The sequence below is a fragment of the Synechococcus sp. L2F genome (genome assembly GCF_024345695.1).
In the GTDB taxonomy this organism is placed as follows: domain Bacteria; phylum Cyanobacteriota; class Cyanobacteriia; order PCC-6307; family Cyanobiaceae; genus MW101C3.
The window spans coordinates 82,381-105,851 of the sequence record NZ_JAGQBP010000005.1; the positions used below are offsets into that span (position 1 = coordinate 82,381).

The window sequence follows — 23,471 nt, forward strand, 5'->3', positions numbered from 1 at the left end:
GCTCCAGCCGCTAGCTTCACCGGCCGAATGGAGAGTGGGATCGATGGCGCGTCCCGCCGTGGGGCAAGGGGGAATGAAAATCGGGGCATTGGCGTCGCGCAGCGGCGTGCCGGTGAAAACCCTGCGGTATTACGAAGACCTGGGCCTGCTGCCGGCGATCGGCCGCAGCGAGGGTGGCTATCGCCTGTTCGATGAACACAGCCTGCGCCGTCTGGAGTTCATCCGGCGGCTGAAAACCCTGGGGCTCACGCTGGAGGAGATCCAGGCCTGCCTCAACGTCCACGACGCCGGCGCCCTGCCGTGCGACAGCATCCAGGCCCAGCTCCTGCACCAGATCGAGCGGATCGATCACCAGATCCGTGATCTGCGTCACCTCAAGACGGAGCTGAAGGAGCTGCTGGCCCGCTGGCAGCGCCATCCTGTCGACGACGGCAGCGAAATCTGCCCGAACCTGCACATCTGAGCGGCCTGCGGATCAGCCACTTGTGCACTGTGTCGGCGAGCAGCACCGCCACGGGAGCCAGGGCGATCGGGCCGAGGTAGCCAACCGGGAAGCGGGCCAGCTCAAACACAGCGGCGATCGGGGCCACCAGCACCAGGAGGCCCGCCACCACGGGCTCGCTGAAGAAGCCAAGCCACAGCAACGGATTGGGAATGGGCAGAAGGTCCCAGAAGGGGCGCCGGTCGCTGCGGCAGGCCAGCAGCGCGGCCATTTGGCCGGCCACAATCAGTGAGAAGGCCACGGTGGAGGCCTGGTGCTGAATCGCCAGCACCTCAACGGTGGCGCGGTGATGGAGCAGGTCTGGCGCCAGCTGCTGCAGGGCGGCCAGGTCCACGCCGTTGTTGCGCCACACCAGCAGGTACCCCGCCATCGCGCTCAGGCCTTCCACCAGACCCAGCACCAGATAGGCCCGCACCATCAGGGGCCGGTTGAGCAGGGGCAGGTCCCGGGGGCGGGGCGGCTGGCGCATCACCCCCGCCTCGGGGGTCTCGGAGCCCAACCCCAGGGCCGGCAGCAGGTCAGTGCCGAGATCCACCGCCAGGATCTGCAGCACGGTGAAGGCCGCCGGGATCCGCAGCACCACCATTGCCAGGAACGGCGCGACCTCGGGCACGTTCGAGGCCAGGATGTAAGTGATGAACTTGCCGATGTTCGCCACCACCGAGCGGCCGAAGCGGACCGCCTCCACGATCGTGGCGAAGTTGTCATCGAGCAGCACGATGTCGGCCGCCTCGCGGGCCACATCGGTGCCGGTAATGCCCATGGCCAGGCCCACATCAGCGGCACGCAGGGCCGGGGCGTCGTTGACGCCATCGCCGGTGACGGCCACCACCTCACCCAGGGCCTGGTAGGCCTGCACGAGCCGCAGCTTCTGCTCCGGGGCCATGCGGGCGAACACCAGTCGGTGGCGGTACTTGAGCAGCTGGCGCAGATGCACGTCGCTGATCTGGGCCAGGGTGGAGCCCTCGATCACCCGTACCGGGTCGGCGCCGGACAGCCGGTGCTGACCATTGCCCCGGTGGCTGTTGACTCCGCGACCATTGGGGGCGGGCGGCTCCAGCAGACCGATCTGGAGCGCGATCGCCTGGGCTGTGAGTCCGTAGTCACCGGTCACCATGGTCACCCGAATGCCGGCGTCGCGGCAGCGGCGGATGGCATCGGGCACTTCGGGGCGGGGCGGGTCGTACAGGCCCAGCAGGCCGAGCAGCGTCTGGCCCGTTTCCAGCAGGTCTCCTGGCGTCGCCTGCAGTTCTTCCGCCCCGGCGGCCCGCAGGGCAACGCCGATCACCCGAAAGCCCCTGGCGGCCAGGTCGTCGTTGGCGGCCACCACACTGAGGCGCCGACGCGCATCGAGCGGTTCGCTGCCGGCAGGGGTGAGCCAGGCGTCGCAGCGCTCCAGCACCTCCAGCGGCGCTCCCTTGGTGATCACCAGGCTGTCGCCAGTGGCGATGGCCAGGGGTGGGTCAGGCCAGCTCACCAGCACCGTCATGCGCCGCCGGTGCGAATCAAAGGGGATCTCGCGCTGGCGGGGGTGAAGGCGCTGCAGCTCCGCCGGATCGAGGCCCGCGGCCTGCGCCGCCTGCAGCAGCGCCGTCTCGGTGGGATCTCCCACGGCACCGCTGGCATCCAGGCGAGCGTTGCTGCAGAGGGCGGCCCCTTGCAGCAGCAGCTGATGCAGCTCCTCGCCGGGAACCGGCAGCCAGGTTTCCTCCACCGCCATGCGGTTGCAGGTGAGGGTGCCGGTCTTGTCGCTGCAGATCACACTGACGGAACCGAGCGTTTCCACCGCTGAGAGGCGACGCACCAGCGCCTTGCGCCGGCCCATCCGCTGCACGTTCAACGCCAGCGCCAGGGTGACGGTGGGCAGCAGACCCTCGGGCACGTTGGCCACGATGATGCCGATCGCGAAGACCAGGCTTTCGAGGGGCGTCATGCCCACGAACACCAGGCTCAAGGAGAAGGCGAGCAGGCCCATCGTGAGCGCGATCGTGCTGATCGTGTGCACGATGCGGGCCACCTGCTGCTCGAGGGTGCTGACGCTGCGCGGCGTGCCGGCCGTGAGATGGGCCACCTGGCCGAACTCGGTTTCAGAGCCGGTGGCGTACACGAACGCCTCGCCCCGGCCGGAGGCGATCGTGCTGCCCGCCAGCAACAGGTTGGGCCGCTCGCCGGTGGGCAGGCCCAGCTCGGCCTGGTGAGCCGGCAGGTCCATGGCCTGGCGGGCCACGGGCGCCGATTCGCCGGTCAGCACCGAAAGATCGACGCGAAGCTCATGGCTCACACTGATCCGGCAATCGGCCGGCACCCGGTCCCCTTCCTCCAGCAGCAGCCGGTCGCCGGCCACCAGCTCCTCGACGGAGCGGAAACCCAGCATGCCGTCACGCCACAGCTGCACCTGGCGGGGCAGGGCACGGGTGAGGGCGGCCAGGGTGCGCTCGGCCTGGAACTCCTGCCAGAAGGAAAAGAGGCCGTTGATCAGTACCACCGCCCAGATCGCCCAACCCAGCTGCGGCGTACCCGCCACGAAGGCCAGCACCCCGGCGATCCAGAGCAGCAGGGCCATGAAGTGGACCATCTGGTCGAGCAAGCGCAGGGCCAGGGACCGGCGCTTCAGGGGCGGCAACCTGTTGGCGCCGTAACGCTCCAGCCGCTGCTGCGCCTCCGGCTGGCTGAGACCTTCTGGGGTGGTGCGCAACCCCGGGTACACCTTCTCCAGCGGCAGGGACCAGATCGGCTGTGAAGCAGAAAGCAGCACCGGCGCCAACAGGCTGTGATGCTTTCAGGATGACCCTGGCGAATTGAATGAAGTGTCAGTCCGCCATCAGCCGTTACTGCCGCTCGCAAACGTCGGAGATGGCAGTCGCCACCGCAACCCCAACCTTTCAACACGCCGCCTCAGATCTGGGCATGGCTGTGGCGCCGCCATTCAGTCCATGGCCCGAACCTCGAAACGGCGCCTTAACCACAACGACACATACACAAGTGCCACCAGCACCGGTACCTCGATCAGCGGACCGATCACACCGGCCAAGGCCTGACGGGAGCTGACCCCCCACACGCTGATGCTCACGGCGATGGCCAGCTCGAAGTTATTGCCGGCGGCGGTGAACGCAAGGGTTGCCGTTTTCGGATAGCTGAGCCCGCTGTGCCGGCCCATTGCAAAGGCCACACTCCACATGATCGCGAAGTAGAGCAGCAAAGGCACGGCCACGCCGGCCACTGCGAGCGGGTCGGAGGTGATCGCCTGGCCCTGCAGGGCGAACATCACCACGATCGTGAACAGCAGGCCGTAAAGCGCGAAGGGGCTGATGAACGGGATGAACCGCTGCTCATACCAGCGCGGTCCCTTGAGCCGGAGGCCGATGCGACGGCTGAGGTAGCCCGCCGCCAGCGGCAGCCCCAAAAACACCAGCACCGCCTTGGCAATCTCCGCCATCTGAAACGCCACGTCCTGAGTGGCCAGGCCCAACCAGCCGGGCAGGATCTTCAGGTAAAAGCCACCAAGCAAGGCATAGGCCAGAACCTGCACGATCGAATTGATCGCCACCAGCAGGGCAGCCGCCTCCCGGTCGCCCCTGGCCAGATCGATCCAGATCAAGACCATGGCGATGCAGGGGGCCAGGCCGATCAGGATCAGCCCCGTGCGGAACTCCGGCTGGTTCGGCAAGAACAGCCAGGCGAGCACGAACATCAGTGCCGGCCCCAGACCCCAGACCAACACCAAGGAGAGCCTCAGCAGGCGGCGATCCCGCGCCGCCCTGCCCAACTCCTCGTAGTGCACCTTCGCCAGCACCGGGTACATCATCAGCAGCAGCCCCAGAGCAATAGGCAGGGAGGTGTTGCCGATCCTCACGGCATCGAGCCAACCCTGGATGGCAGGAAAGAAGCGGCCCAGCAGCAGGCCGCCGCCCATCGCCAGCAGGATCCAGAGCGGAAGGAAGCGGTCGAGCAACGACAGCTGGGCCAAGACGGCCTTGTCATCGGCAGCCCGTCTGCCATGGTCGTTGGATTCCGGGGCCATGCAAGAAAGGGCGATGGGAAGGACAAGGGAGCTGGCGAGCTGAACGGCCAAAGGACGCTCACGCCATCAAGGCCTGGACGAGCAGAGAGCGGACGACTTCAGCAGTGGATCAGGTCCTGGCGCGACGGCTCACCGATCGCTCAGCGCCGATGGCACAAGGTTGATGCACGCCACCCACACACTCAGCCATCGCTCGAAGATGCCCAGGGATCAGCAGCAGGGGGAAGCGGGGGCGGCGCAGTCTGCAGACAGGTCCGCCAACCAGTGCTGGAGCGCCACGAGGGCTTCGCTGCGCAGGCGGTAGTAGATCCAGCGACCCTCCTGGCGATCGGCGAGCAACCCGGCCTCCTTGAGCACCTTGAGGTGAAACGACAGCTTCGATTGCGCCAGGCCCAGATCCGTGGTGAGATCGCAGACGCAACGCTCGCCATGGCCGAGGGCCTCGATCACCTGCAGACGCAGCGGATCAGCGAGGGCTTTGAGCAGTTGGCGCGCCTGCTCCGTCGGCAGGCCCGTGGTGGCGACGCTCACGGGACCATTCCTGCATAGTTGATCAATTCTAGTTGATGCATTTGTGGCCCAGTGCACCGGCGCTGTTCGCAGGCAACACCCCAGCAGCACGGTCGCATCGTCGTCTCCAGCGCCATTGAGCCGGCCACCACAGAAGGCAAACCAATGGTGAGAACCAGCGATCAGCTCCGAAACCCCGCATACGCCGCTGCCAGCATGGGCTTGCCGCCGGTTTCAACGATGGCGCCATGGGCAACGATCACGCGATCAAAGTCCCACGCCAACACCGCATCGATCGAGGCACGCACCCTGCGCCGATCCGATGAGGCGAGGCGTTCGAGGATTGTGGGCTCCAGGCGATTGAAACCGCCGGCGATGCGGGTCGTGAAACGCGTGAGCCAGGGGAAAGAGGCGTCGAAATTGAACGCGCTGTCGGTGAGGAGAAGGGTCTGGCTGGGAACGTGGCACAAGGCAATTTCATCCAGAGGCACAGGACCGAGGGGGGCCATCGTGTTCAGGCCCTGCAGCTGGCACAGAAGCAGATCCGGCCAGGGGGAGGGCGCTTCAGCAGTCAGCAGCTGATCGATCATCAGGTCAGGGCACTTGGCCTTGAGCGCGGCAGACCCCCAGAACCTGGCCCGCGGAAAGCAGAGCTTGAACGCATTGGCATACAGATGGTGGAAGGAATTCGGCGCCACGATATGGCCGATGCGGCCAAGTGTGGTCAGTGCGTCCACAAGCTCCGCCGTGGGCTCGATCGGAGAAAGAACGAGCAGGTTGCCGGTGTCCTGCAGGCGAATCACCGTCATCCTGGCGCCGATGCTCAGGCCGAAATACGTCTGCGCCTGTTCTGCCACCCATAGATCCGTAGCCACGAGGCGAAGCATGGAGGGGTGAGTAAAGATGCTGCAGAATAAGGATGATCGGGCGCAGCGGATGGTGGGGAGCCAGCTTCAGAAGGGCTCCGCCTGGGTCTTTCAGCACGCAAACCATTCACTCCGCAGCGCAAACTGAGCACTGCGCCACTCAACGTTACACTCAAGCGCAGAACAAAGACACACAACCCACAACGGGGTACTCACGGCTCAGCCACACCAATCAGAACTCCAATCCTCGTTCTACGCAGCAATCTTCGCGCTACGCAGCAGTCTTCGTCGCTTCTCAGCACTCCTCTCCCTTCTCGGCACCTCTCTTTCCCCTCAACACTCAATCCAGGCCTTCGATTCAGCAGGCTGCGGCTCACACCTCGCCGCTACCATTCACTGCCGGGCCGGCGGGCACCCACTGCATCGATGGCGTCCGCCGCAGCGAAGAGCCCTGCCTGATGGCCATGATGCGCTGGCACCAGGCTCAGAGGGCCACCACCCTGTGGCGGCCGCCTGCTTTGGCGGCGTACATGTTGCGGTCGGCGCGCCTGAGGAACAGGGCCGCATCCTCTCCGGCGCCGTGCAGGGCCACGCCGATGGAGAACGAGGGGGTGATGCTGTGATCCCCCCAGGGGACCGGCCTGGAAATCGCCACTTGCAGCTTCTCTGCCACCGCGATCGCATGCTCCAACGCCCGAATCCCATCAAGGATCACCAGAAACTCATCGCCACCGATGCGGCCAGCATGGTCACGGTGGCGGATCACCTGCTGGATACGCCGCGCCACGCTCTGCAGCACCACATCGCCGCAGGCATGGCCGTAGCTGTCGTTGATGTCCTTGAACCCATCACAGTCACAGAACAGCAGGGCCAGCGGCTGGGCCCTGAGGGTCTTGTCATCCAGCAGGCGTTGCTCCAGCAGGCTGAGGATGGCGTCGCGGCTGTCAAGGCCGGTGAGGGGATCGTGGTTGGCCCGTTGCAGCAGTCGTTGTTCTTCGATCACCTTCTGATCCACAGGCTGCAGGGTGATCACATAGCCCTCGTGCAGATTCAGCGCAGCCGGCGATCCCGCGGGAGCGGCGCTGGAATCACCGCTGCGCCGCCCCTCCTCCTGCAGGCGCCTCACACTCAGATCCACCCAGCTCCAGCCTCCCTTGGGATCCGCCAGCCGCAGGCGTCCCTGGTGAATCGGGCCATGGGGCGTTAGCCAGGCATCGAGCTGCAGGGGCTCTGGCCGACCCTCGGCTGACACAAACAGCTCGCAGAAGGTCTTTCCCTTCCATTGGTCTTCTCGCCAGCCCGTCATCGGCTCCAGGGAAGGAGACACCCACACCACCTCCTCCTGCTGATTGAGCAGCATCACCACCTCCACGATGTTGTCGGTGAGCAAGCGATAGAGGGCTGCAGAATTCGCCAGGGTGCGTGCGGCCCTGAGGCGATCCGTCACGTCGCGCCAGCTCACCACAAGAAAGCCGCGTGTGGGCAGGATCTGTATGTCGTAGCAGCGGTGGGCCTGGATGAGGGTGTCATCCTTGTAGACGAAATCGTTGATGAACGTAGGGGTGCTGCGCGAGGCGGCATCGATGTGGATCTCCAGAAGGCCGTTCTGCTCCATCTGCGGAAAGATGGTCAGTAGGGTCTTGCCCACGATGGCCTCCCGTTCCTGCTGCATCGTGGCGCAGGCCGATTGATTCGCCTCCAGGATCAGAAAGTCGGTGATCGAATCCTCGTCCCCCTGGATCACCTGCAGCAGCATGAAGTAGTCGTCGGCCAGATCGAAGGCGGAACGCAGCAGTTCCAGTTGTTCAAACGTGCTGGGCACGGATGTGCTGTTTCCCTGCCGGTTGGGCTGCAGGCTCACCTGACTCTGCCAACGGCCGGTGTCATCTCCGCTCTTTGGGTTGGCGAGGCGATCACGGAGCAGGGTTTCAAAGGCGTCCAGCTCCAGAGGGCGTCCGCAGAGGTAGCCCTGGTAAAGGTTGCAGCCGAAGTCCTCGAGGATCTGGCGTTGCTCCTCTGTCTCGACCCCCTCAGCAATGCACTCCATCCCCAGGCCTTGCGCCAGGGTGATGGCGGCCTGCACAATCGTGCGATCACCGGCTGAGGCGGTGAGGCTCCTCACGAAGGTGCGGTCGATCTTGAGGCGGTGTGCCGGCAGGTCGCGCAGCAGCTCCAGCGAGGCATAGCCCGTGCCGAAGTCATCGATGGTGATGCGAAAGCCCTGATCGGCCAACACCCGCAGGTGTTCGCGGCAGGCAAGCGGATCCTGCAGCAGGGCCGACTCGGTGATCTCCAGCTCCAGCTGCGCCGGGCTGAGGTTGTGCTCCATCAGCCCATCCATCAGCGAGCTGATGTACTGCCGGCCAGGCAACTCCAGCTCCCGGGGCGAAACATTGAGCGCCAGCCGGGGCACCGGCAGGCCCGCTGCACGCCAGCGCACCCGGTGCTGCAGGGTCTGCTGAAACACCCAGCTGCCCAGCTGCAGGATCAGGCCACTCTGTTCAGCCAGAGGGATGAAATGGCTGGGCGCCACAGGAATCCCCTGGCTGTTGGTCCAACGCAGCAGCATTTCAGCGCCGACCAGGGCGCGGGAGCAGTGCACCTGCGGTTGCACCACCAGCCGGAACTGCTGCCGGTCAATGGCCTGGCCCAGCTCACCGCTCAGGTGGATGCGCTCCTGGATCTGGCGGCTGATCGTGCTGGAGTAGGCGCACACCTGGCTGCGACCCAGGCTCTTGGCCTTCGACAGCGCCGTGTTGGCGCATTGGATGAGCGTCTGCCCGGTCTGGGCGTGCTCGGGATAGGAAGCGAGGCCGATGCAGAGGCTGGGCAGCAAGGGCAGATCAGCCAGCAGCTGGTTCTGCCGGCCCCAGCGCTGCTGAAGGTGACGGCAGGCCATCAGGCCATCACCGAGAGAATGGATCGAATCCTCCAGCACGAGGAGGAAGTCGTCGCTGCTGAGGCGCGCCAGCCAGGCCTCCGATCCCATCAGCTCCTCAAGTCGCCGGGCCACTTCCTGCAGCACCTGATCGCCCACCTCGGAGCCGAACTGGTCGTTGATGTCCTGAAAGCCGTCGATGTCCAGGCTGAGCACGGCCATGGAGTTGTTGTAGCCGCGGCCCTGCAGGCGCCGGTTGAGCTCCTCAAGTGCGGCCAGCTTGTTGGGAAGGCCGGTGACCGGATCGTGGGTACGCTCCCCGATCTGGCGCTGCAGCAGGCTCTGCTCCCGGCTCAGGTCACGCAGGGTGCCCAGAGCGCGCAGGGGCTCCCCGCTGGTGTCGTAAGTGATCTGTGCATCCACCTGCATCAGCCTTTCGCTGCCATCGGCAAAGGCCAGGCGGTGGCGGCTGCACAACGCTTCGCCCAGATTGACCGCCCGCTGCAACTCCTTGTGCCAGCGGTTGCGGTCGGAGGGATGCACCAGGGCGCCATAGGCCAGGATCGTGGTGGCCGTTTCGTGGTCCGCCCACCGGCACAAGCGCCGCATCTGTGGCGACCCGCGCAGGGTGCCATCGGCAAAACGCAGCTCCCAGGAGCCGATGCCGCTGAACGCCTCCCCGTCACTCAGCAGTTTGCAGGCGCTGGCCACGCTGGTGTCGCGCAGATGCGCCTCAGTGAGGTCGCGCACGGAGCTCAGCACCAGCTGCTCCCCCTGGAGCGTCAACACCCGGTGGCTCACCTCCACATCCAGGATCGTGTGGTTCTTGCAGCGGTGACGGGTCTGAAAACTCCCCCCACCAGCGGCCACCAGTTCCTGGAGCCGGGCCGCCACCCAGGCGACATCGTGGTCAGGGTCCGCCTGGATGGCGGCCGGGGTGAGAGTGAGCAGTTCGGCTCTGCTGTAGCCCAGCCGGGTGTGTGCGGAGTCATTGCAGGCCACAAAGCGGCCGCTGCTCAACGCGAGCACAAGCAGATCAGTGCCTGTGAGGTCGGCGATCAGGCAGAAGTCGGCAATCCGGCTGCGGGCTGCTTCCGAGAGCCCACTCGCCATGCCACTATCCCTCATCCTGAGTGATGCCCATTAAGGCATATCCAATCACACCGAAGCTCCAGCCTGACCACCGAATGACGTGCGTCATTGGGACCCCGCCCGGGCCGCTCTCTCGGCAGCTTCAGGCCCCCATCAGGGCCTGCGGCCTCCACCAACGCGCCGCCTGGAGCTGGGGCGCTGGAGTGCCGGACAGGCACAACGGCACCCGGCGTGTCCCACAACACGCATCCATCAACCAAACTTGATTTAACGTCGATCTGCTTGCGATCGCCTTGCGATGAAGATCGGCATCAACGGCTTTGGCCGGATCGGCCGCCTTGTGTTCCGCGCCCTCTGGGAACGCCCGGCCCACCGCAGTGCGGACGCCGGGGGCTACACGTTGGTCCATGTCAACGATCCTGCCGGTGACGCTGCGTCTGCCGCCCATCTGCTCGAATTCGATTCCGTGCACGGCCACTGGCCTCAGGCGGTGCAGGCCGAAGCCGACGGCTTCCGCATTGGCAATCATGCCGTGAGCTACAGCCGTCACAAGGATCCCACCGCCGTGCCCTGGGCCGACGCCGGCGTGGACCTGGTGCTCGAATGCAGCGGCAAGATCAAGACCCCCGACACCCTTGAGCCCTACTTCACTGTGCCGGGCCTCAGGCGGGTGATCGTGGCCTGCCCGGTGAAAGGCATGGTCGCCGGCGCAGAAGCTCTCAACGTGGTGTTCGGCATCAACCATCACCTCTATGAGCCCAGCCGCCACCGTCTGCTCACCGCCGCTTCCTGCACCACCAACTGCCTGGCGCCGGTGGTGAAGGTGGTGCACGAAAGCTTCGGCATTCGCCACGGCTCGATCACCACCCTGCACAACATCACCAACACCCAGGTGGTGATCGATGCCTTCAAATCCGACCTCCGCCGCGCCCGCTCCGCCGGCAGCTCGCTGATCCCCACCACCACCGGATCGGCCAAGGCAATTGGTCTGATCTTTCCCGAACTGCAGGGCAAGCTCAACGGCCACGCCGTGCGGGTGCCGCTCACGAATGCCTCGATCACCGATGCGGTGTTCGAACTGGAGCGCGCGGTGAGTGTGGAGGAGGTGAATGGGGCCTTTGCCGCCGCCGCCGCCGGCACACTGCAGGGAATCCTGGGCTACGAAGAGCGGCCGCTGGTGTCGGTGGATTACATCAACGACAGCCGCAGCTCGATCATCGATGCTCTCTCCACGATGGTGGTGAACGGCACCCAGCTCAAGGTGTTCGCCTGGTACGACAACGAGTGGGGCTACAGCTGCCGCATGGCCGATCTGGCCTGCCACGTGGCGGCGCTCGAAGCCGGTGTCGGGCCAGCGGTCCGCGAGCTTTCCGAATCATGAAGCAGCTCACTGCCCTGCAGCAATACGGCATCGTGACGGCCAACTACTGGGCCTTCACCCTCACCGACGGGGCGCTGCGCATGCTGGTGGTGTTCCACTTTCACCAGCTGGGTTACACCACCCTGGAAATCGCCTTTCTGTTTCTGTTCTACGAATTTTTCGGCATCGTCACCAACCTCTACGGCGGCTGGCTCGGGGCCCGTTTCGGGCTGCGGCTCACCCTCTGGGCCGGCACCTTGCTGCAGGTGGGCGCCCTGCTGATGCTGATTCCAGTGGCTGACGACTGGCCCCGCTGGTGGAGCGTGGCCTACGTGATGGTGGCCCAGGCCATCAGCGGCATCGCCAAAGACCTCAACAAGATGAGCGCCAAAAGCGCCATCAAGACCGTGGTAGCGGAAACCCCTGACGACCACAGCCGGGGCGAGAGCCAGCTGTTCCAATGGGTGGCGATCCTCACCGGCTCCAAGAACGCCCTCAAGGGGGTGGGCTTCTTCCTCGGTGGGGTGCTGCTCGCCACGATCGGCTTCAGCGCCGCCGTGGGAGCGATGGCGGCCGGCCTGTTCCTGGCCTTTCTGCTCACTCTGGTGCTGCCCGGTGAAATCGGCCGCATGAAGCAGAAGCCGGCGATCACCGCACTGTTCTCCAAATCAAAGGGCATCAATGTGCTCTCAACCGCCCGCTTCTTCCTGTTCGGTGCCCGTGATGTGTGGTTCGTGGTGGCCCTGCCGGTGTTTCTGCAATCGGTGCTGGGCTGGAAATACTGGGAGGCCGGTGGCTTCATGGGCCTGTGGGTGATCGGCTACGGGATCATTCAGGCCTCGGTGCCGGCCCTGCGGCGCAGCTGGGGCAGAAGCGGCCCACCAGGGGTGTCTGCGGTGCAGTTCTGGAGCGCCGTGCTCACCGCCATTCCCGCCCTGATCGCCATCAGCCTGTGGCGCGAGGTTGGCAATCCCAGCGTGGCCCTGGTGGTGGGGCTGGTCGCCTTCGGCGCCGTGTTCGCGATGAATTCCTCGATTCACAGCTACATGGTGCTGGCCTACACCGATGCCGAATCGGTGAGCCTCAACGTGGGCTTCTATTACATGGCCAATGCGGCCGGCCGGCTGGTGGGCACGTTGCTCTCGGGCGCCCTGTTCCTGGTGGGCGGCCTGCAGGCCTGCCTTTGGGCCTCGTGCCTGCTGGTGGCACTCGCCTTTCTCTCCGGGATCAGGCTGCCGCCGCCGCTGCGGCAGCAGCTAGAAACCGCCTGAGGCTCCAGCTGCTCAGCCGGTTCTGCCAGTACGAGTGTTCAATTGCCCGCTTGCGCGACACGATGGTGGCGATCAGCGTGAAGTCGGTGCCGAGGCGCCGCTGGCGAACGGGCCAACGAACACGAGGAAGGGAGAAGTGATCGTGATGAACGGCTTGACCCGCTCATCCTCCAGCACTTATTGACAACCAACGCGCCAAGACTATCGACTCTTTCAGTGCATCAGTCCGGGCCAGCCGCCAGGGTAGCGCAGGGTTCGCCAGTCGCCGCGGGGTGTGCTCACCTCGATGCCGATCTCGATCGGTTGCTCCACTGCACAGGCCTGCTCTTCCCACCAGCTCAGGGCCGCTTCCCAGGCGGCATCCATCGACTCGAAGTGGTCGTCGAGCACCGGGTGAGGAGCGCACTGGCGGTCGACCAGGCGATACAGCCGCTGCGAACCGGCGGCGGGGGCAGAGCGACGAAAGGGGGAGAACGCCATGAACGTCGTAACGCAGAGGAACAGTGTCGGTCCTGTGCCAGCTGCTGACTGTCACGTCGACTACGTGATGTCGTGTTCGTTACCTGACGGCGGCCCCATCAGGCCTCAACCGAGCACCGCGATGCAGTCGATCTCCACCCGCGCGCCCCGCGGCAGGGCCGCCACTTCCACGCAGGCGCGGGCGGGGGGCACAGGCCCCTGGAAGGTTTCGGCGTAGATCGCGTTCACCCGGGCAAAATCGGCCAGGTCGGCCAGAAACACCGTGGTGCGCACCACCTGGTCCGGGCCGCTGCCTGCCGCCCGCAGCACCGCCACGAGGTTGCTGAGCACCTGTCGGGTCTCAGCCTCCACATCGCCGTCGCCCACCATCGCGCCGCTGACGGGATCCAAGGCGATCTGGCCGGAGCAGAACAGCCAGCCGCCCGCCAGCACGGCCTGGTTGTAGGGGCCCACCGGCTCAGGAGCGGCGGGAGTCTGGATCGCCTCGATGGACTGGCCGGCGCCCATGGCGTTGGAAGATGGGAAAAACGAGCTTAAGGGTGTCCTATCGCCAGCTCCACCGGGGTTTCCGCAGCGGCCGCTGCCCGTGCTGTCGCTGCAGCTGCTGCCAACGCTGCCACCGGGAACCGACCTGCAGCCGCTGAGTCCATGCCGGCCGATCCGGTGCGCCTCGATGGTGTCTGGCACCGCTACGGGCGCGGCGGCGCCCGTGGCGAGGCAAACGACTGGGCGCTGGAAGCGATCGACCTGCACCTGGGCCCGGGGGAACTGGTGGGCCTGCTTGGTCCCTCCGGCTGCGGCAAGACCACATTGCTGCGCCTGATCGCCGGCTTCGAACGGCCGTCGCGGGGGCAGGTGACAGTGCAGGGCCGGCAGGTGGCCGGTCCGGCCGTCTGGGTGCCGCCGGAGCGGCGCGGGGTGGGCATGGTCTTTCAGGACTACGCCCTGTTTCCCCACCTCGATGCCTGGCAGAACACCTGTTTCGGCCTGCGGCCCCGCCAGGACCGCAGCCGGGCCGCCTGGTTGTTGGAGTTGCTGGGACTGGCGGGTCTGGAGCAGCGCTACCCGCACGAACTCTCCGGCGGCCAGCGGCAACGGCTGGCACTGGCCCGGGCGCTGGCGCCCGCACCGGAGCTGGTGCTGCTCGATGAACCCTTCTCCAACCTGGATGTGGACGTGCGGCTGCGGCTGCGTGGCGAACTGCCTGGCGTGCTCAGCCGCTGCGGCGCCAGCGGCCTGATCGTCACCCACGACCCGGAGGAGGCGCTGGCGATCTGCGACCGCGTGGCGGTACTCAAGGACGGGCGCCTGCACCAGTGCGCGGCGCCGCAGGAGCTGGTGGAGCATCCCGCCACCGCCTTCGTGGGCCACTTCGTGCTGCAACGCAACCTGCTGCCTGCCCAGTGGCGCAACGGCCAGGTGGTCACGCCACTGGGGGCCTTCGCGCCCCTCTCCGGCGCGGCGGCCTCCCCCTGCCCGGACGGGGCACCGGCTGAGGTGCTGCTGCAACCCGATGCCCTGGAGCTGACTCCCGATCCGGCTGGCACTGCCTGGGTGATGGGTCGGGAGTTTCTGGGGCGGGAATGGCTGCTGCAGGTGGAGCTGGAACAGCCCCAGGCGGCCCCGTTCCGCCTGCGGCTGCGCCTGCCGCTGGAGCGCACCTTCCAGCTCTCCGAACGTTGCCGCCTGGGCCTGCGGCCCCAGCAGCCGGCCCTGCTCTTTCCCCAGCGGCTGCCCCTGCTCCCCTGCCTCTGAGCCCCCTGACGCCTCAGCCCTGCCAGCCGTCCTTGTGCCGACGCAGCGCGGCGAGCGTGGCGGCGTTGCCGGCACGCAGGAACAAATTGGTGGCACGCTCCAGAGCAATCGTGCTGGGGATGGTGGCCTGTCCCTGGCTGCGGGCCAGCTCCACGGCCGCCAACCGTGCCGTGATCGCGCCCGCGGCAGCCTCTGGCTCTGCCGCCACCAGCGCAGCAGCCCAGCGAAGGTTGGCACGGGTGTACTCGTGGGCGCACCACACGCGCGTGCTGTCCGGCAGCTGCGCAAGCTGCTGCAGCGAGTGGTGCATCTGCTCCGCCGAGCCCTCGAACAGCCGCCCGCAGCCTGCGGCGAACAGGGTGTCGCCGCAGAACAGCTCCCCGTGCCCGCCCGGCACCTCGGGCAGCACATAGGCCAGATGGGCGCGAGTGTGCCCCGGCACCTGCAGCACCTCCACGGCCCGGCCCAGCAGGGTCAGGCAGTCACCGCCACGCACCGAGAGGGTCTGGAGCGGAATGCGGTCGCGGTCGGCGGCGGCGGCGATCACCGCAGCGGCTGGCCAGCGCTCCAGCAGGCCGGCGGTGCCACCGATGTGATCGGAGTGGTGGTGGGTCTGCAGCACGGCCACCAGCTCCAGCCGGTGGGCCTCCAGCCAGGCGCGCACCGGCGCCGCCACGGCGGGATCCACCACCACCGCCCGGCCGGATGGCTCCTCCGCCTTGGGGGAATCGTGCAGCACGAACACGTAGTTGTCGTTCAGCACCGGGATCAGCGACACGGCCAGCGCCGGTGGCCGCCCGCCCGTTGCTGCCACGGCCGGCGGCTCGCTGCGGGAGGTCTGCATCGGTAAAGTCCAGGTTGCGGAGCACGCCCATGATCACCGTTGCTCTGGCCAAAGGGGCCCTGCTGAAGGATTCGGTGCGCTGCCTCGCCGCGGCCGGTCTTGATTTCTCGGCCCTGCTCGACAGCGACAACCGCCAGTTGATGGTGCCCAGCCCGTGCGGTACCGCCCGCGCCCTGCTGGTGCGCAACGCCGATGTGCCTGTCTACGTGGCCTATGGCCAGGCCCAGCTCGGCATCGTCGGCGAGGACGTGCTGCGGGAGCACCAGCTGCCGGTGGCCCCCCTGGTCGACCTTGGTTTCGGTGGCTGCCGCATGGCCGTGGCGGTGAAGGCGAGCAGCGGCTACCGCCGGGCCGCCGATCTGCCGGCCCACTGCCGCGTGGCCAGCAAGTTCGTGCGCTGCGCCGAAACCTTCTTCAACCAGCTCGACCTGCCGGTGGAGCTCATTCACCTCACCGGGTCAGTGGAGCTGGGACCGATCACCGGCATGTCTGAGGCGATCGTGGATCTGGTGGCCACCGGCCGCACCCTGCGCGACAACGGGCTGGTGGCCATTGAGGACCTGTTCCACAGCACTGCCCGGCTGATCGGCCATCCCCTGGCCCTGCGACTGGATCAGGGCCAGCTGCAGACGATCATCGACCGGGTGGCGGCGGCCCGTCTGGAGGCGCGCTGATGGCCGCCCGCGACCGTCAGCGGCTGCTCAACCTGATTCCCTACCTGGGCCGCGACCGCCGCCGGCTGCTGCTCACGCTGCTGCTGCTGATTCCCGTCGCCTTCTCGGCGGCCGTGCAGCCGCTGCTGGTGGGCCAGGCGATTTCGGTGCTTCGCAACGAGCCCAGGGCCGCCTGGCTGGTGGGCCAGAGCGTGTCCGAGGCGATGCGCACCCTGGTGCTGTGCCTGCTGGCAGCGGTGCTGGTGCGTCTGGCGCTGCAGGGAGTTCAGAGCTACAGCGTGCAGGCCGTGGGGCAGCGCCTCACCGCCCGCATCCGCGACGACCTGTTCCGCCATGCGATGGCCCTGTCGCTGCGCTTCCACGACCGCACCCCGGTGGGCAAGCTGCTCACCCGCCTCACCAGCGATGTCGACGCCCTGGCCGAAGTGTTCGGCAGCGGCGCCATCGGTGTGCTCGCCGACCTGGTGACCCTGGTGGTGATCGCCGTCACCATGCTCTCGATCGAGTTCCGCCTCGGCGCCCTGCTGCTGGTGATCCAGATCCCGGTGGTGGTGGTGATCCTCTGGCTGCAGGGGCGGTACCGCAAGGCCAACTACCGCGTGCGCGAAGAGCTCAGCCAGCTCAACGCCGACCTGCAGGAGAACCTGCAGGGGCTGGATGTGGTGCAGATGTTCCGGCGTGAGGCTGTGAACAGCGCCCGATTCGGCGTCACCACCAACGCTTACCGCAAGGCGGTCGACGGCACGATCTTCTACGAAAGTGCGATCTCCGCCTTCATCGAATGGGTGGCCCTCACGGCCGTGGCGATCGTGCTGGCCCTGGGTGGCTGGATGGTCACCGACGGCACCATCGGCCTGGGCACCCTGACCACCTTCATCCTGTTCTCCCAGCGCCTGTTCGATCCGCTGCGTCAGCTGGCGGAGCGCTTCACCCAGATCCAGGGCGGCCTCACGGCCGTGCAGCGCATCGGTGAGCTGCTGGAGGAGCCGATCGAGATCAGCGATCTGGCCAACGAACAACGCACCGCCGCCGCCCGCCGCTCCGGCCGCGAACGGGCCAGCGAGGGCGAAGTGATCTTCGAGAACGTCTCGTTCGCCTACCGGCCCGACGATCCGATCCTCACCGACCTCAGCTTCCGCATCGCCCCGGGCGAGCACGTGGCCCTGGTGGGCCCCACCGGCTCCGGCAAGACCACCGTGATCCGCCTGCTCTGCCGTCTCTACGAACCTCAGCAGGGGCGGATCCTGCTCGATGGCATCGACATCCGCGAGCTGCCCAGCCTCACGCTGCGCCAGCGGCTCGGCGTGGTGCTGCAGGACACTTTCCTGTTCAGCGGCAACGTGGCCGACAACCTGCGCCTCGATGCGGCGATCCCCGACGACGAGCTGCAGCGGATCTGCCGCGAGCTCGGTCTCGATGCCCTGCTGCGGCGCCTCCCCGATGGGCTGGCCACCGAACTGCGCGAGCGGGGCGGCAACCTGTCCTCGGGCGAGCGGCAGCTGCTGGCGGTGGCAAGGGTGGCGATCCGCGACCCATCCGTGCTGGTGATGGATGAGGCCACCGCTTTCATGGATCCCTCCACTGAAGCCACCCTGCAACGTGACCTCGACAAACTGCTGCATGCCCGCACCGCGATCGTGATCGCCCACCGCCTGGCCACCGTGGAGGCCGCCGACAGGATCCTGGTGTTGCGGCGCGGCCGCTTGATCGAGCAGGGCACACACCGCGAACTGCGCCAGGCCGGTGGGCTCTACGCCCAGCTGGCCGATCTTCAGGAGCGTGGCCTGGCCAGGCTCTGAACCCAACTCTCGATCACCTCGGCGAGCTGATGGGGCGACTGGCGCATAGGCAGATGGCCGCAGCCCTGCAGTTCGGCCAGCTCGTGGCGATCGGAGTAACCCGCCAGATGACGTACGTAGCGGGGCTCCATCACCTGGTCACGGCTGCCCGCGATCCAGAGGCTCGGCACCTGGAGGCCGGCCACCAACGCCGGCAGCTGGCGCACGGCGCCGCGGTTGGTGCTGCAGGCCAGCAGGCTGCGGGCCGCCCGCTGCTCGGCGATCAGGGGGCTGCGGATGGCGCCGGTGCCCGGCAGCTCCGCCAGCCAGCTGGGGCGCCACTGCAGGAACAGCCGACCACCATTGCGCAGCTGGCTGAAGGCGCGCGGCTGGTACACCCCGCCCCCCGCCGCGATCTGAATCACCCCCAGGAGCCGATCGCCCAGCAGCGGCGCCGCATGCAGCGCCACGCTGCCGCCGAGCGAGTGGCCCACCAGCACCACGCGCCGCTCTTCCAGGCTGAGGCACTGGTCAGCCACCCAACGGCCGTAGCTGGCCAGGGTGGGGTGGAGGGAACGGGGACGGGGCGTGCCACCGAAGCCGGGCAGGTCAGGGGTCCAGAGCCGCTGGCGCCCGTCCAGTGCCAGGCGCAGCGGGTCCCAGAGGCGACCGGCCAGCAGCCAGCCGTGCAGGCACACCAGCAGTGGCCGCTCTTCCCCGGCAGCGGCGGGAGGGGGGGCGACGCCCTGGTCAGCCGGAACGGAACGGGGCAATCCAGGGGCGAAGCAGGCCTCCAGCCTGCAACGGAACCCCCCCGATCGGGCAGGATCGTCCCATTGCGTTGCCTCGGCCCTCAGGATTGGACTCCGACCCCCTTCTCTCCAGCTTCTACGGCGTCGGATTCCGCCTTTGCCCCACGCCCAATCCGCAGCTGCAGCTGGTGTTGAGCGAAGACCGGGACATCGATCTGGTGGAGCTCGAAAAACTCTGTGATGCGGTGGGCTGGAGCCGCCGGCCGCTGCGGCGGGTGCGCAAGGCGCTGCAGCACAGCCTGCTGCGCGTTGGGCTGTGGCGTCACGATCCACGCGTGCCGCGGCTGGTGGGCTTCGCCCGCTGCACCGGTGATGGCGTGCTGGAAGCCACGGTGTGGGATGTGGCGGTGCACCCGCTTTATCAGGGAGCGGGGATGGGGCGGCAGCTGATGGCCTACGTGCTCGATCGCCTGCGCACCATGGAGGTGGAGCGGGTGAGCCTGTTCGCCGACCCCGACGTGGTGGGCTTCTACCAGTCGCAGGGCTGGGAACTGGAGCCGCGTCAGCGGCGCTGCGCCTTCTGGTATTCCCCCTGAACCATCACCCGACCATTCGCTCTCAAAGCTGGTAATAGCGGCGGGCGAGCTCGCCCGCCTCGGTGCCGTGGCGCCAGGCACGCCTGAGCCGCGCGTTGTGCCAGGTGGTGCGCCACACCCCCAGCCGCCGCCAGCGCCTGCCTTCCACCCACACCACCGGTCCCAGGCAGCGGACCGGCGCCCACCGGCGCAGGCGCAGCACCAGATCGAGGTCCTCCATCAGGGGCAGGGGACGAAGCCCACCGGCCCGCTCCAGCAGGCGCCGCGGCAGCAGCAGCCCCTGGTCGCCGTAGGGCGTGCACGCCCAGCGGCTACGCAGCTCCACGGCCGCCTCCATCAGCCGCAGGGCCAGGCCCGGCTCCTGCACCCGCAGACGGAAGTACCAGGCGGCTTCGGCCTGCCCCAGCGCCGTCCGCACCGACTCCCACCAGCGCGGCGGCAGACGCAGATCGCCATGCAGCAGCAGCAGCCAGGGGGCTTCCGTGGCGGCCACCCCCGCCACCAGCTGGGCACCCCGGCCCCCGGCGGCCTGCCGCAGCGCCGCACCGGCCAGCCGCGCCAGCCTGCCGCTGCCATCGGAGCTGCCTCCATCCACCACCAGCAGTTCGCTGATCAGCCCCGGTGGCGCCAGCGACAGATCGGCCAGCAGCAGAGGCAGATGGGCCGCCTCATTGCGTACGGGGATCACCACGGCGATCCCCCCCGGCGGCGCGGCGGCCGTCAGCTGTGCCATGGCGCCAGGTCGCCGACGCGGTCGAGGTCGCTGCGCAGCGGCAGCAGAGTGGGTTCCAGACGGCATTGGCGGGCCAGATGCAGGGTCTGATCCAGTACCGCCGACGAGCCCCAGTCGATGCCACAGAACAGCGCCGGTTCAGGCCGGCGCAGACCGATCAGCCAGTAACCGCCATCGGTGGCGGGGCCCAGCACCAGGGGGGTGTGCTCCAGCGCCACGAAAGCAGCGGCCAGATCCGCGCCCTCCAGCAGGGGCAGGTCTGTGCCGATCAGCACCACCCGGTGGGCCCCGGCGCGAAAGGCGCGGTGAAACTGGCGGGCCATGCGCACGCCCAGGTTGCCCTTCCCCTGCAGCACCACCGCCTCAAGGCCTGCGCCGCGCCCCCAACGCCCTGCCGCCCGCCTGCCCAGCCCCTCCACGGCCAGCAGCGTGGAGCAGCGGCCGGCAGCGGCCAGAGCCCCGGCCACCACGAGAGTGTGGGCGGTGAGTAGGCGCTGGATCCGGGCCGCCGAAACGGCGCCGATGCTGGCCCCCAGGCGCCGCTTGCAGCGGCCCGGGGCGGGCCAGCGCGCCATCACCACCAGAACACGCTGCCCCCTGGGTGAGGGAGCCGGCTCAGCCTCGCTCATCCAGGAGTCTTGAGCTCCGCCGGTCGCATGTTGAGCGTGAGGGTCTGGCTGCCACGGCGCACCCTGATGGTCATGTCGCTGCCGACCCGCACCTGATCCACCGCCACCTGCACCTCGGAAGGACTGCGCACGGCCTTGTCGTCCACCTGTTCGATCAGGTCGCAGGGCTTGAGCCCCCCCTGCTCGGCGGGGCTGCGGGGCAGCACCTCCACCACCACCACACCCTGGACTTCCGGCAGCTCGCACTCGGAGGAGGTGGCGTTGATCTCGCGCGCCAGCTGGGGCGTGAGCGCCTGCAGGCGCACGCCGATGTAGGGGTGAGAGGCCCGTCCCTTCTCCAGGATCTGGGCGGCGATCTGACGGGCCAGGTTGACCGGGATCGCAAAGCTGAGGCCGGCACCGGGCGCCTGGCGGATGGCGGTGTTCACGCCGATCACCTGACCCCGGTCGTTGATCAGCGGCCCACCGCTGTTGCCGGGGTTCACGGCCGCGTCTGTCTGGATGTAGGGCACCCGCTGGCCTTCGCCGATGGCATTGGTGCGCTGGATGGCGCTGATGATCCCTGCGGTGACGGTGTTGTCGAGCCCGAGCGGGTTGCCGATCGCGATCGCCCACTCCCCGGGCCGCACGCGGGCGGAATCCCCCAACGGCGCCACAGGCAGACCCTGGGCCACCACCTTCACCACGGCGATGTCGGTGAGCGGATCACTGCCGAGCACCTTGCCGGTGAAGCTGCGCCCGTCGGGCAGCGTGATCGACACCTCGTTGGCCCCCTCCACCACGTGGGCGTTGGTGATGATCACCCCGTCGGAGCGGGTGATGAAGCCCGAGCCCTGCCCCTGCTGCTGCTGAATCGCCGGGCCACGCCCGAACAGGCCACCCAGCGGGTTGATCACCCGCTTGACCGTGTCGATGCGCACGACGGCCGGACCCACCTTTTCGACCGCATTGACGATGAAGCTGTTGCCGGTCTGCAGCGGCCCCGCCGGCGGCGCATCGCTCACCTTCGGCAGGGCGGGAGCACGGTCGCTCCGGGGCAGCTGCGGCAGCCGGGGCAAGCCGGGCAGGTCCGGCAGGCTCACCGCGCAGCCGCTCATGGCGATCCCCAGCAGTCCGGCAGTGAGGCCAGCCCGTGGAAACCGGCGCGGACGGGGGAGGCGGACAGGGGACATCGCGGGCGGGCAAGCCAGGTCAGGATGCGCCTCAACGGAGGCCGCCCGCCTGGAAGGTCTCTGCCTATATTCGGCCCCCGGGCGTTGGGGTGGTGGTGCAGCAGGGTGATCAGCTGTGGCACCGGGTTCAGGATTCGCTTCAGGCCAATCTGAGCAAGCCCACCTTCGAAACCTGGATCCGTCCAGCCCGCTGTGCCGGCTTCAGCAACGGGGTGCTGCAGCTGGAAGCGCCGAACAGCTTCGCCTGCGGCTGGCTGCGCAAGAACTACCTCACCACCATTGCCGCCGTCGCCTCCGAGCTCGCCGGGCACGGTGTCGCCGTAGAGGTATCCACCGCCCAGACGGTCGCTGAACAGAGCCCTGATGGGCTGCCGGAGGCCATGGCCGGCGAAGGGGGGCCGGTGGCGGCCGGTGCCAGGGCGATGGCGGGCCCGTCCTCCGGCGCCCCGGTGCTGGCGGCGACCGCCAGCGGTGAAACACCCAGGCGGCCGGCGCCGGGGCTCAACCCCCGCTATGTGTTCAACCGCTTTGTGGTGGGGCCCAACAGCCGCATGGCCCATGCGGCGTCGCTGGCGGTGGCGGAGGCGCCGGGGCGGGAGTTCAACCCCCTGTTCCTGTGCGGTGGGGTCGGGCTGGGCAAGACCCACCTGATGCAGGCGATCGGCCACTACCGCGTCGAGATCGACCCGGATGCGCGCGTGTTCTACGTATCCACTGAGTCGTTCACCAACGACCTGATCCAGGCGATCCGCAAGGACGGCATGCAGAAATTCCGCGACCGCTACCGGGCCGCCGATCTGATCCTGGTGGACGACATTCAGTTCATCGAAGGCAAGGAGTACACCCAGGAGGAGTTCTTCCATACCTTCAACGCCCTGCATGAGGCGGGGCGCCAGATCGTGATCGCCAGCGATCGCCCCCCCAGCCAGATTCCCCGCCTGCAGGAGCGCCTGATCTCACGCTTCTCGATGGGCCTGATCGCCGACATCCAGACCCCGGACCTGGAGACCCGCATGGCGATCCTGCACAAGAAGGCGGAGCAGGAACGCATGACCCTGCCGCGCGACCTGATCCAGTACCTGGCGGGCCGCTTCACCTCCAACATCCGGGAGCTGGAGGGGGCGCTCACCCGGGCCGTGGCCTTCGCCTCGATCACCGGTCTGCCGATGACGGTGGAATCGGTGGCGCCGATGCTCGATCCGGTGGGCAACGAGGTGGTGGTGACGCCGCAGCAGGTGGTGGAGAAGGTGGCCGAGGTGTTCGGTGTCAGCATCGACGAGATGCGCAGCAGCAGCCGCAAACGGGCCGTGAGCCAGGCGCGTCAGGTGGGCATGTATCTGATGCGCCAGACCACCGATCTGAGCCTGCCCCGCATCGGCGATGTGTTCGGCGGCAAGGACCACAGCACCGTGATGTATGCCGTGGAGCAGGTGGAGAAGAAGCTGGCCAGCGATCCTTCCCTGGCCCGCCAGCTGCAGCAGGTGCGTGATCTCTTGCAGATCGACGGCCGCCGCCGACGCTAGAAGCTGGTGGTGATCTGCAGCCGCCAATCCGCAGC

At 67.7% G+C, this 23,471-nt stretch carries 20 protein-coding genes; 8 read left to right on the forward strand and 12 right to left on the reverse strand.

Features of this window, described 5'->3' with window-relative positions; translation table 11 throughout:
• The first annotated feature begins 43 nt into the window (after positions 1–43).
• Positions 44–463 carry a heavy metal-responsive transcriptional regulator gene (locus tag KBZ19_RS12855; protein ID WP_233133043.1) on the forward strand — a complete coding sequence of 140 codons (420 nt, stop codon included), beginning with the start codon at positions 44–46 and terminating at the stop codon, positions 461–463.
• Here KBZ19_RS12855 and KBZ19_RS12860 read toward each other — a convergent pair.
• From KBZ19_RS12860 to KBZ19_RS12880, 5 genes are all read right to left on the reverse strand, one after another.
• On the reverse strand, positions 375–3,257 hold the full coding sequence (locus tag KBZ19_RS12860; RefSeq protein ID WP_255101215.1) for a cation-transporting P-type ATPase: 2,883 nt from the start codon (positions 3,255–3,257) through the stop codon (positions 375–377). The genes KBZ19_RS12855 and KBZ19_RS12860 overlap by 89 nt on opposite strands.
• A gap of 171 nt (positions 3,258–3,428) precedes the next feature.
• Entirely contained in the window at positions 3,429–4,523 is a 1,095-nt protein-coding gene (gene arsB, locus KBZ19_RS12865) for an ACR3 family arsenite efflux transporter (RefSeq protein ID WP_315856361.1), read from the reverse strand.
• Positions 4,524–4,733: 210 nt separating this feature from the next.
• On the reverse strand, positions 4,734–5,054 hold the full coding sequence (locus KBZ19_RS12870) for a helix-turn-helix transcriptional regulator (RefSeq protein ID WP_094513310.1): 321 nt from the start codon (positions 5,052–5,054) through the stop codon (positions 4,734–4,736).
• Positions 5,055–5,215: 161 nt separating this feature from the next.
• The gene (locus KBZ19_RS12875; protein ID WP_255101216.1) at positions 5,216–5,920 is read right to left on the reverse strand and encodes a DUF4336 domain-containing protein; all 705 of its coding nucleotides are present in this window, start codon (positions 5,918–5,920) and stop codon (positions 5,216–5,218) included.
• 463 nt (positions 5,921–6,383) lie between these two features.
• Complete coding sequence (locus tag KBZ19_RS12880) at positions 6,384–9,890, reverse strand: diguanylate cyclase domain-containing protein (RefSeq protein WP_255101217.1); 3,507 nt, start codon at positions 9,888–9,890, stop codon at positions 6,384–6,386.
• Positions 9,891–10,167: 277 nt separating this feature from the next.
• On the opposite strand from KBZ19_RS12880, the gene KBZ19_RS12885 reads away from it, so the two are divergent.
• Together KBZ19_RS12885 and arsJ are read left to right on the forward strand one after the other, a co-directional pair.
• Entirely contained in the window at positions 10,168–11,250 is a 1,083-nt protein-coding gene (locus KBZ19_RS12885; RefSeq protein ID WP_255101218.1) for an ArsJ-associated glyceraldehyde-3-phosphate dehydrogenase, read from the forward strand.
• The gene (gene arsJ / locus KBZ19_RS12890; RefSeq protein ID WP_255101219.1) at positions 11,247–12,500 is read left to right on the forward strand and encodes an organoarsenical effux MFS transporter ArsJ; all 1,254 of its coding nucleotides are present in this window, start codon (positions 11,247–11,249) and stop codon (positions 12,498–12,500) included. The genes KBZ19_RS12885 and arsJ overlap by 4 nt, the downstream gene beginning before the upstream one ends.
• 213 nt (positions 12,501–12,713) lie before the next feature.
• Here arsJ and KBZ19_RS12895 read toward each other — a convergent pair whose 3' ends face one another.
• Together KBZ19_RS12895 and KBZ19_RS12900 are read right to left on the reverse strand one after the other, a co-directional pair.
• A complete protein-coding gene (locus KBZ19_RS12895; RefSeq protein WP_094513287.1) occupies positions 12,714–12,980 on the reverse strand; it encodes a hypothetical protein in 267 nt (88 codons plus the stop codon).
• Positions 12,981–13,085: 105 nt separating this feature from the next.
• Positions 13,086–13,487 (reverse strand): Rid family detoxifying hydrolase, encoded by a 402-nt coding sequence (locus tag KBZ19_RS12900; protein WP_255101220.1) that lies wholly within the window; start codon positions 13,485–13,487, stop codon positions 13,086–13,088.
• A gap of 141 nt (positions 13,488–13,628) precedes the next feature.
• Here KBZ19_RS12900 and KBZ19_RS12905 point away from each other — a divergent pair, with 141 nt between their 5' ends.
• A complete protein-coding gene (locus KBZ19_RS12905) occupies positions 13,629–14,735 on the forward strand; it encodes an ABC transporter ATP-binding protein (protein ID WP_255101221.1) in 1,107 nt (368 codons plus the stop codon).
• Between the two features lie 13 nt (positions 14,736–14,748).
• On the opposite strand, the gene gloB is transcribed toward KBZ19_RS12905, so the two are convergent.
• Positions 14,749–15,579, reverse strand: a complete 831-nt coding sequence (gene gloB, locus KBZ19_RS12910) for a hydroxyacylglutathione hydrolase (protein ID WP_255101222.1) — start codon at positions 15,577–15,579, stop codon at positions 14,749–14,751.
• A gap of 29 nt (positions 15,580–15,608) precedes the next feature.
• Between gloB and hisG the strand changes: the two genes are divergently transcribed.
• Positions 15,609–16,253: an ATP phosphoribosyltransferase gene (gene hisG, locus KBZ19_RS12915; RefSeq protein WP_255101223.1), complete on the forward strand. Its 645-nt coding sequence runs from the start codon at positions 15,609–15,611 to the stop codon at positions 16,251–16,253.
• Positions 16,253–18,052 (forward strand): ABC transporter ATP-binding protein, encoded by a 1,800-nt coding sequence (locus KBZ19_RS12920; protein WP_255101224.1) that lies wholly within the window; start codon positions 16,253–16,255, stop codon positions 18,050–18,052. The genes hisG and KBZ19_RS12920 overlap by 1 nt, the downstream gene beginning before the upstream one ends.
• On the opposite strand, the gene KBZ19_RS12925 is transcribed toward KBZ19_RS12920, so the two are convergent.
• Complete coding sequence (locus KBZ19_RS12925) at positions 18,025–18,804, reverse strand: alpha/beta fold hydrolase (protein ID WP_094513273.1); 780 nt, start codon at positions 18,802–18,804, stop codon at positions 18,025–18,027. The two genes, KBZ19_RS12920 and KBZ19_RS12925, sit on opposite strands and share 28 nt — an antisense overlap.
• Positions 18,805–18,890: 86 nt before the next feature.
• Here KBZ19_RS12925 and KBZ19_RS12930 point away from each other — a divergent pair, with 86 nt between their 5' ends.
• Positions 18,891–19,379 (forward strand): GNAT family N-acetyltransferase, encoded by a 489-nt coding sequence (locus KBZ19_RS12930; protein ID WP_094513270.1) that lies wholly within the window; start codon positions 18,891–18,893, stop codon positions 19,377–19,379.
• Between the two features lie 22 nt (positions 19,380–19,401).
• Here the strand turns inward: KBZ19_RS12930 and KBZ19_RS12935 are convergent, their stop codons facing one another.
• Genes KBZ19_RS12935 through KBZ19_RS12945 form a run of 3 tightly spaced genes read right to left on the reverse strand, consistent with a single transcriptional unit; the run spans position 19,402 to position 21,913 of the window.
• The gene (locus KBZ19_RS12935) at positions 19,402–20,112 is read right to left on the reverse strand and encodes a TIGR04283 family arsenosugar biosynthesis glycosyltransferase (protein WP_255101225.1); all 711 of its coding nucleotides are present in this window, start codon (positions 20,110–20,112) and stop codon (positions 19,402–19,404) included.
• Entirely contained in the window at positions 20,100–20,741 is a 642-nt protein-coding gene (locus KBZ19_RS12940; protein ID WP_255101226.1) for a TIGR04282 family arsenosugar biosynthesis glycosyltransferase, read from the reverse strand. Before KBZ19_RS12940 ends, KBZ19_RS12935 begins: the two co-directional genes overlap by 13 nt.
• A complete protein-coding gene (locus KBZ19_RS12945; protein ID WP_233133042.1) occupies positions 20,738–21,913 on the reverse strand; it encodes a trypsin-like peptidase domain-containing protein in 1,176 nt (391 codons plus the stop codon). The genes KBZ19_RS12940 and KBZ19_RS12945 overlap by 4 nt, the downstream gene beginning before the upstream one ends.
• A gap of 95 nt (positions 21,914–22,008) precedes the next feature.
• Here KBZ19_RS12945 and dnaA point away from each other — a divergent pair, with 95 nt between their 5' ends.
• A complete protein-coding gene (gene dnaA, locus KBZ19_RS12950) occupies positions 22,009–23,436 on the forward strand; it encodes a chromosomal replication initiator protein DnaA (RefSeq protein WP_369803048.1) in 1,428 nt (475 codons plus the stop codon).
• Positions 23,437–23,471: the final 35 nt, after the last annotated feature.

Bases quoted from the DNA above. Each gene is read 5' to 3' on its own strand.
- KBZ19_RS12855 (WP_233133043.1), top strand. From the start codon at position 44: ATGGCGCGTCCCGCCGTGGGGCAAGGGGGAATGAAAATCGGGGCATTG.
- arsB (WP_315856361.1), bottom strand. From the start codon at position 4,523: ATGGCCCCGGAATCCAACGACCATGGCAGACGGGCTGCCGATGACAAG.
- KBZ19_RS12875 (WP_255101216.1), bottom strand. From the start codon at position 5,920: ATGCTTCGCCTCGTGGCTACGGATCTATGGGTGGCAGAACAGGCGCAG.
- KBZ19_RS12880 (WP_255101217.1), bottom strand. From the start codon at position 9,890: ATGGCGAGTGGGCTCTCGGAAGCAGCCCGCAGCCGGATTGCCGACTTC.
- KBZ19_RS12885 (WP_255101218.1), top strand. From the start codon at position 10,168: ATGAAGATCGGCATCAACGGCTTTGGCCGGATCGGCCGCCTTGTGTTC.
- arsJ (WP_255101219.1), top strand. From the start codon at position 11,247: ATGAAGCAGCTCACTGCCCTGCAGCAATACGGCATCGTGACGGCCAAC.
- KBZ19_RS12895 (WP_094513287.1), bottom strand. From the start codon at position 12,980: ATGGCGTTCTCCCCCTTTCGTCGCTCTGCCCCCGCCGCCGGTTCGCAG.
- KBZ19_RS12900 (WP_255101220.1), bottom strand. From the start codon at position 13,487: ATGGGCGCCGGCCAGTCCATCGAGGCGATCCAGACTCCCGCCGCTCCT.
- KBZ19_RS12905 (WP_255101221.1), top strand. From the start codon at position 13,629: ATGCCGGCCGATCCGGTGCGCCTCGATGGTGTCTGGCACCGCTACGGG.
- gloB (WP_255101222.1), bottom strand. From the start codon at position 15,579: ATGCAGACCTCCCGCAGCGAGCCGCCGGCCGTGGCAGCAACGGGCGGG.
- hisG (WP_255101223.1), top strand. From the start codon at position 15,609: ATGATCACCGTTGCTCTGGCCAAAGGGGCCCTGCTGAAGGATTCGGTG.
- KBZ19_RS12920 (WP_255101224.1), top strand. From the start codon at position 16,253: ATGGCCGCCCGCGACCGTCAGCGGCTGCTCAACCTGATTCCCTACCTG.
- KBZ19_RS12935 (WP_255101225.1), bottom strand. From the start codon at position 20,112: ATGGCACAGCTGACGGCCGCCGCGCCGCCGGGGGGGATCGCCGTGGTG.
- KBZ19_RS12940 (WP_255101226.1), bottom strand. From the start codon at position 20,741: ATGAGCGAGGCTGAGCCGGCTCCCTCACCCAGGGGGCAGCGTGTTCTG.
- KBZ19_RS12945 (WP_233133042.1), bottom strand. From the start codon at position 21,913: ATGTCCCCTGTCCGCCTCCCCCGTCCGCGCCGGTTTCCACGGGCTGGC.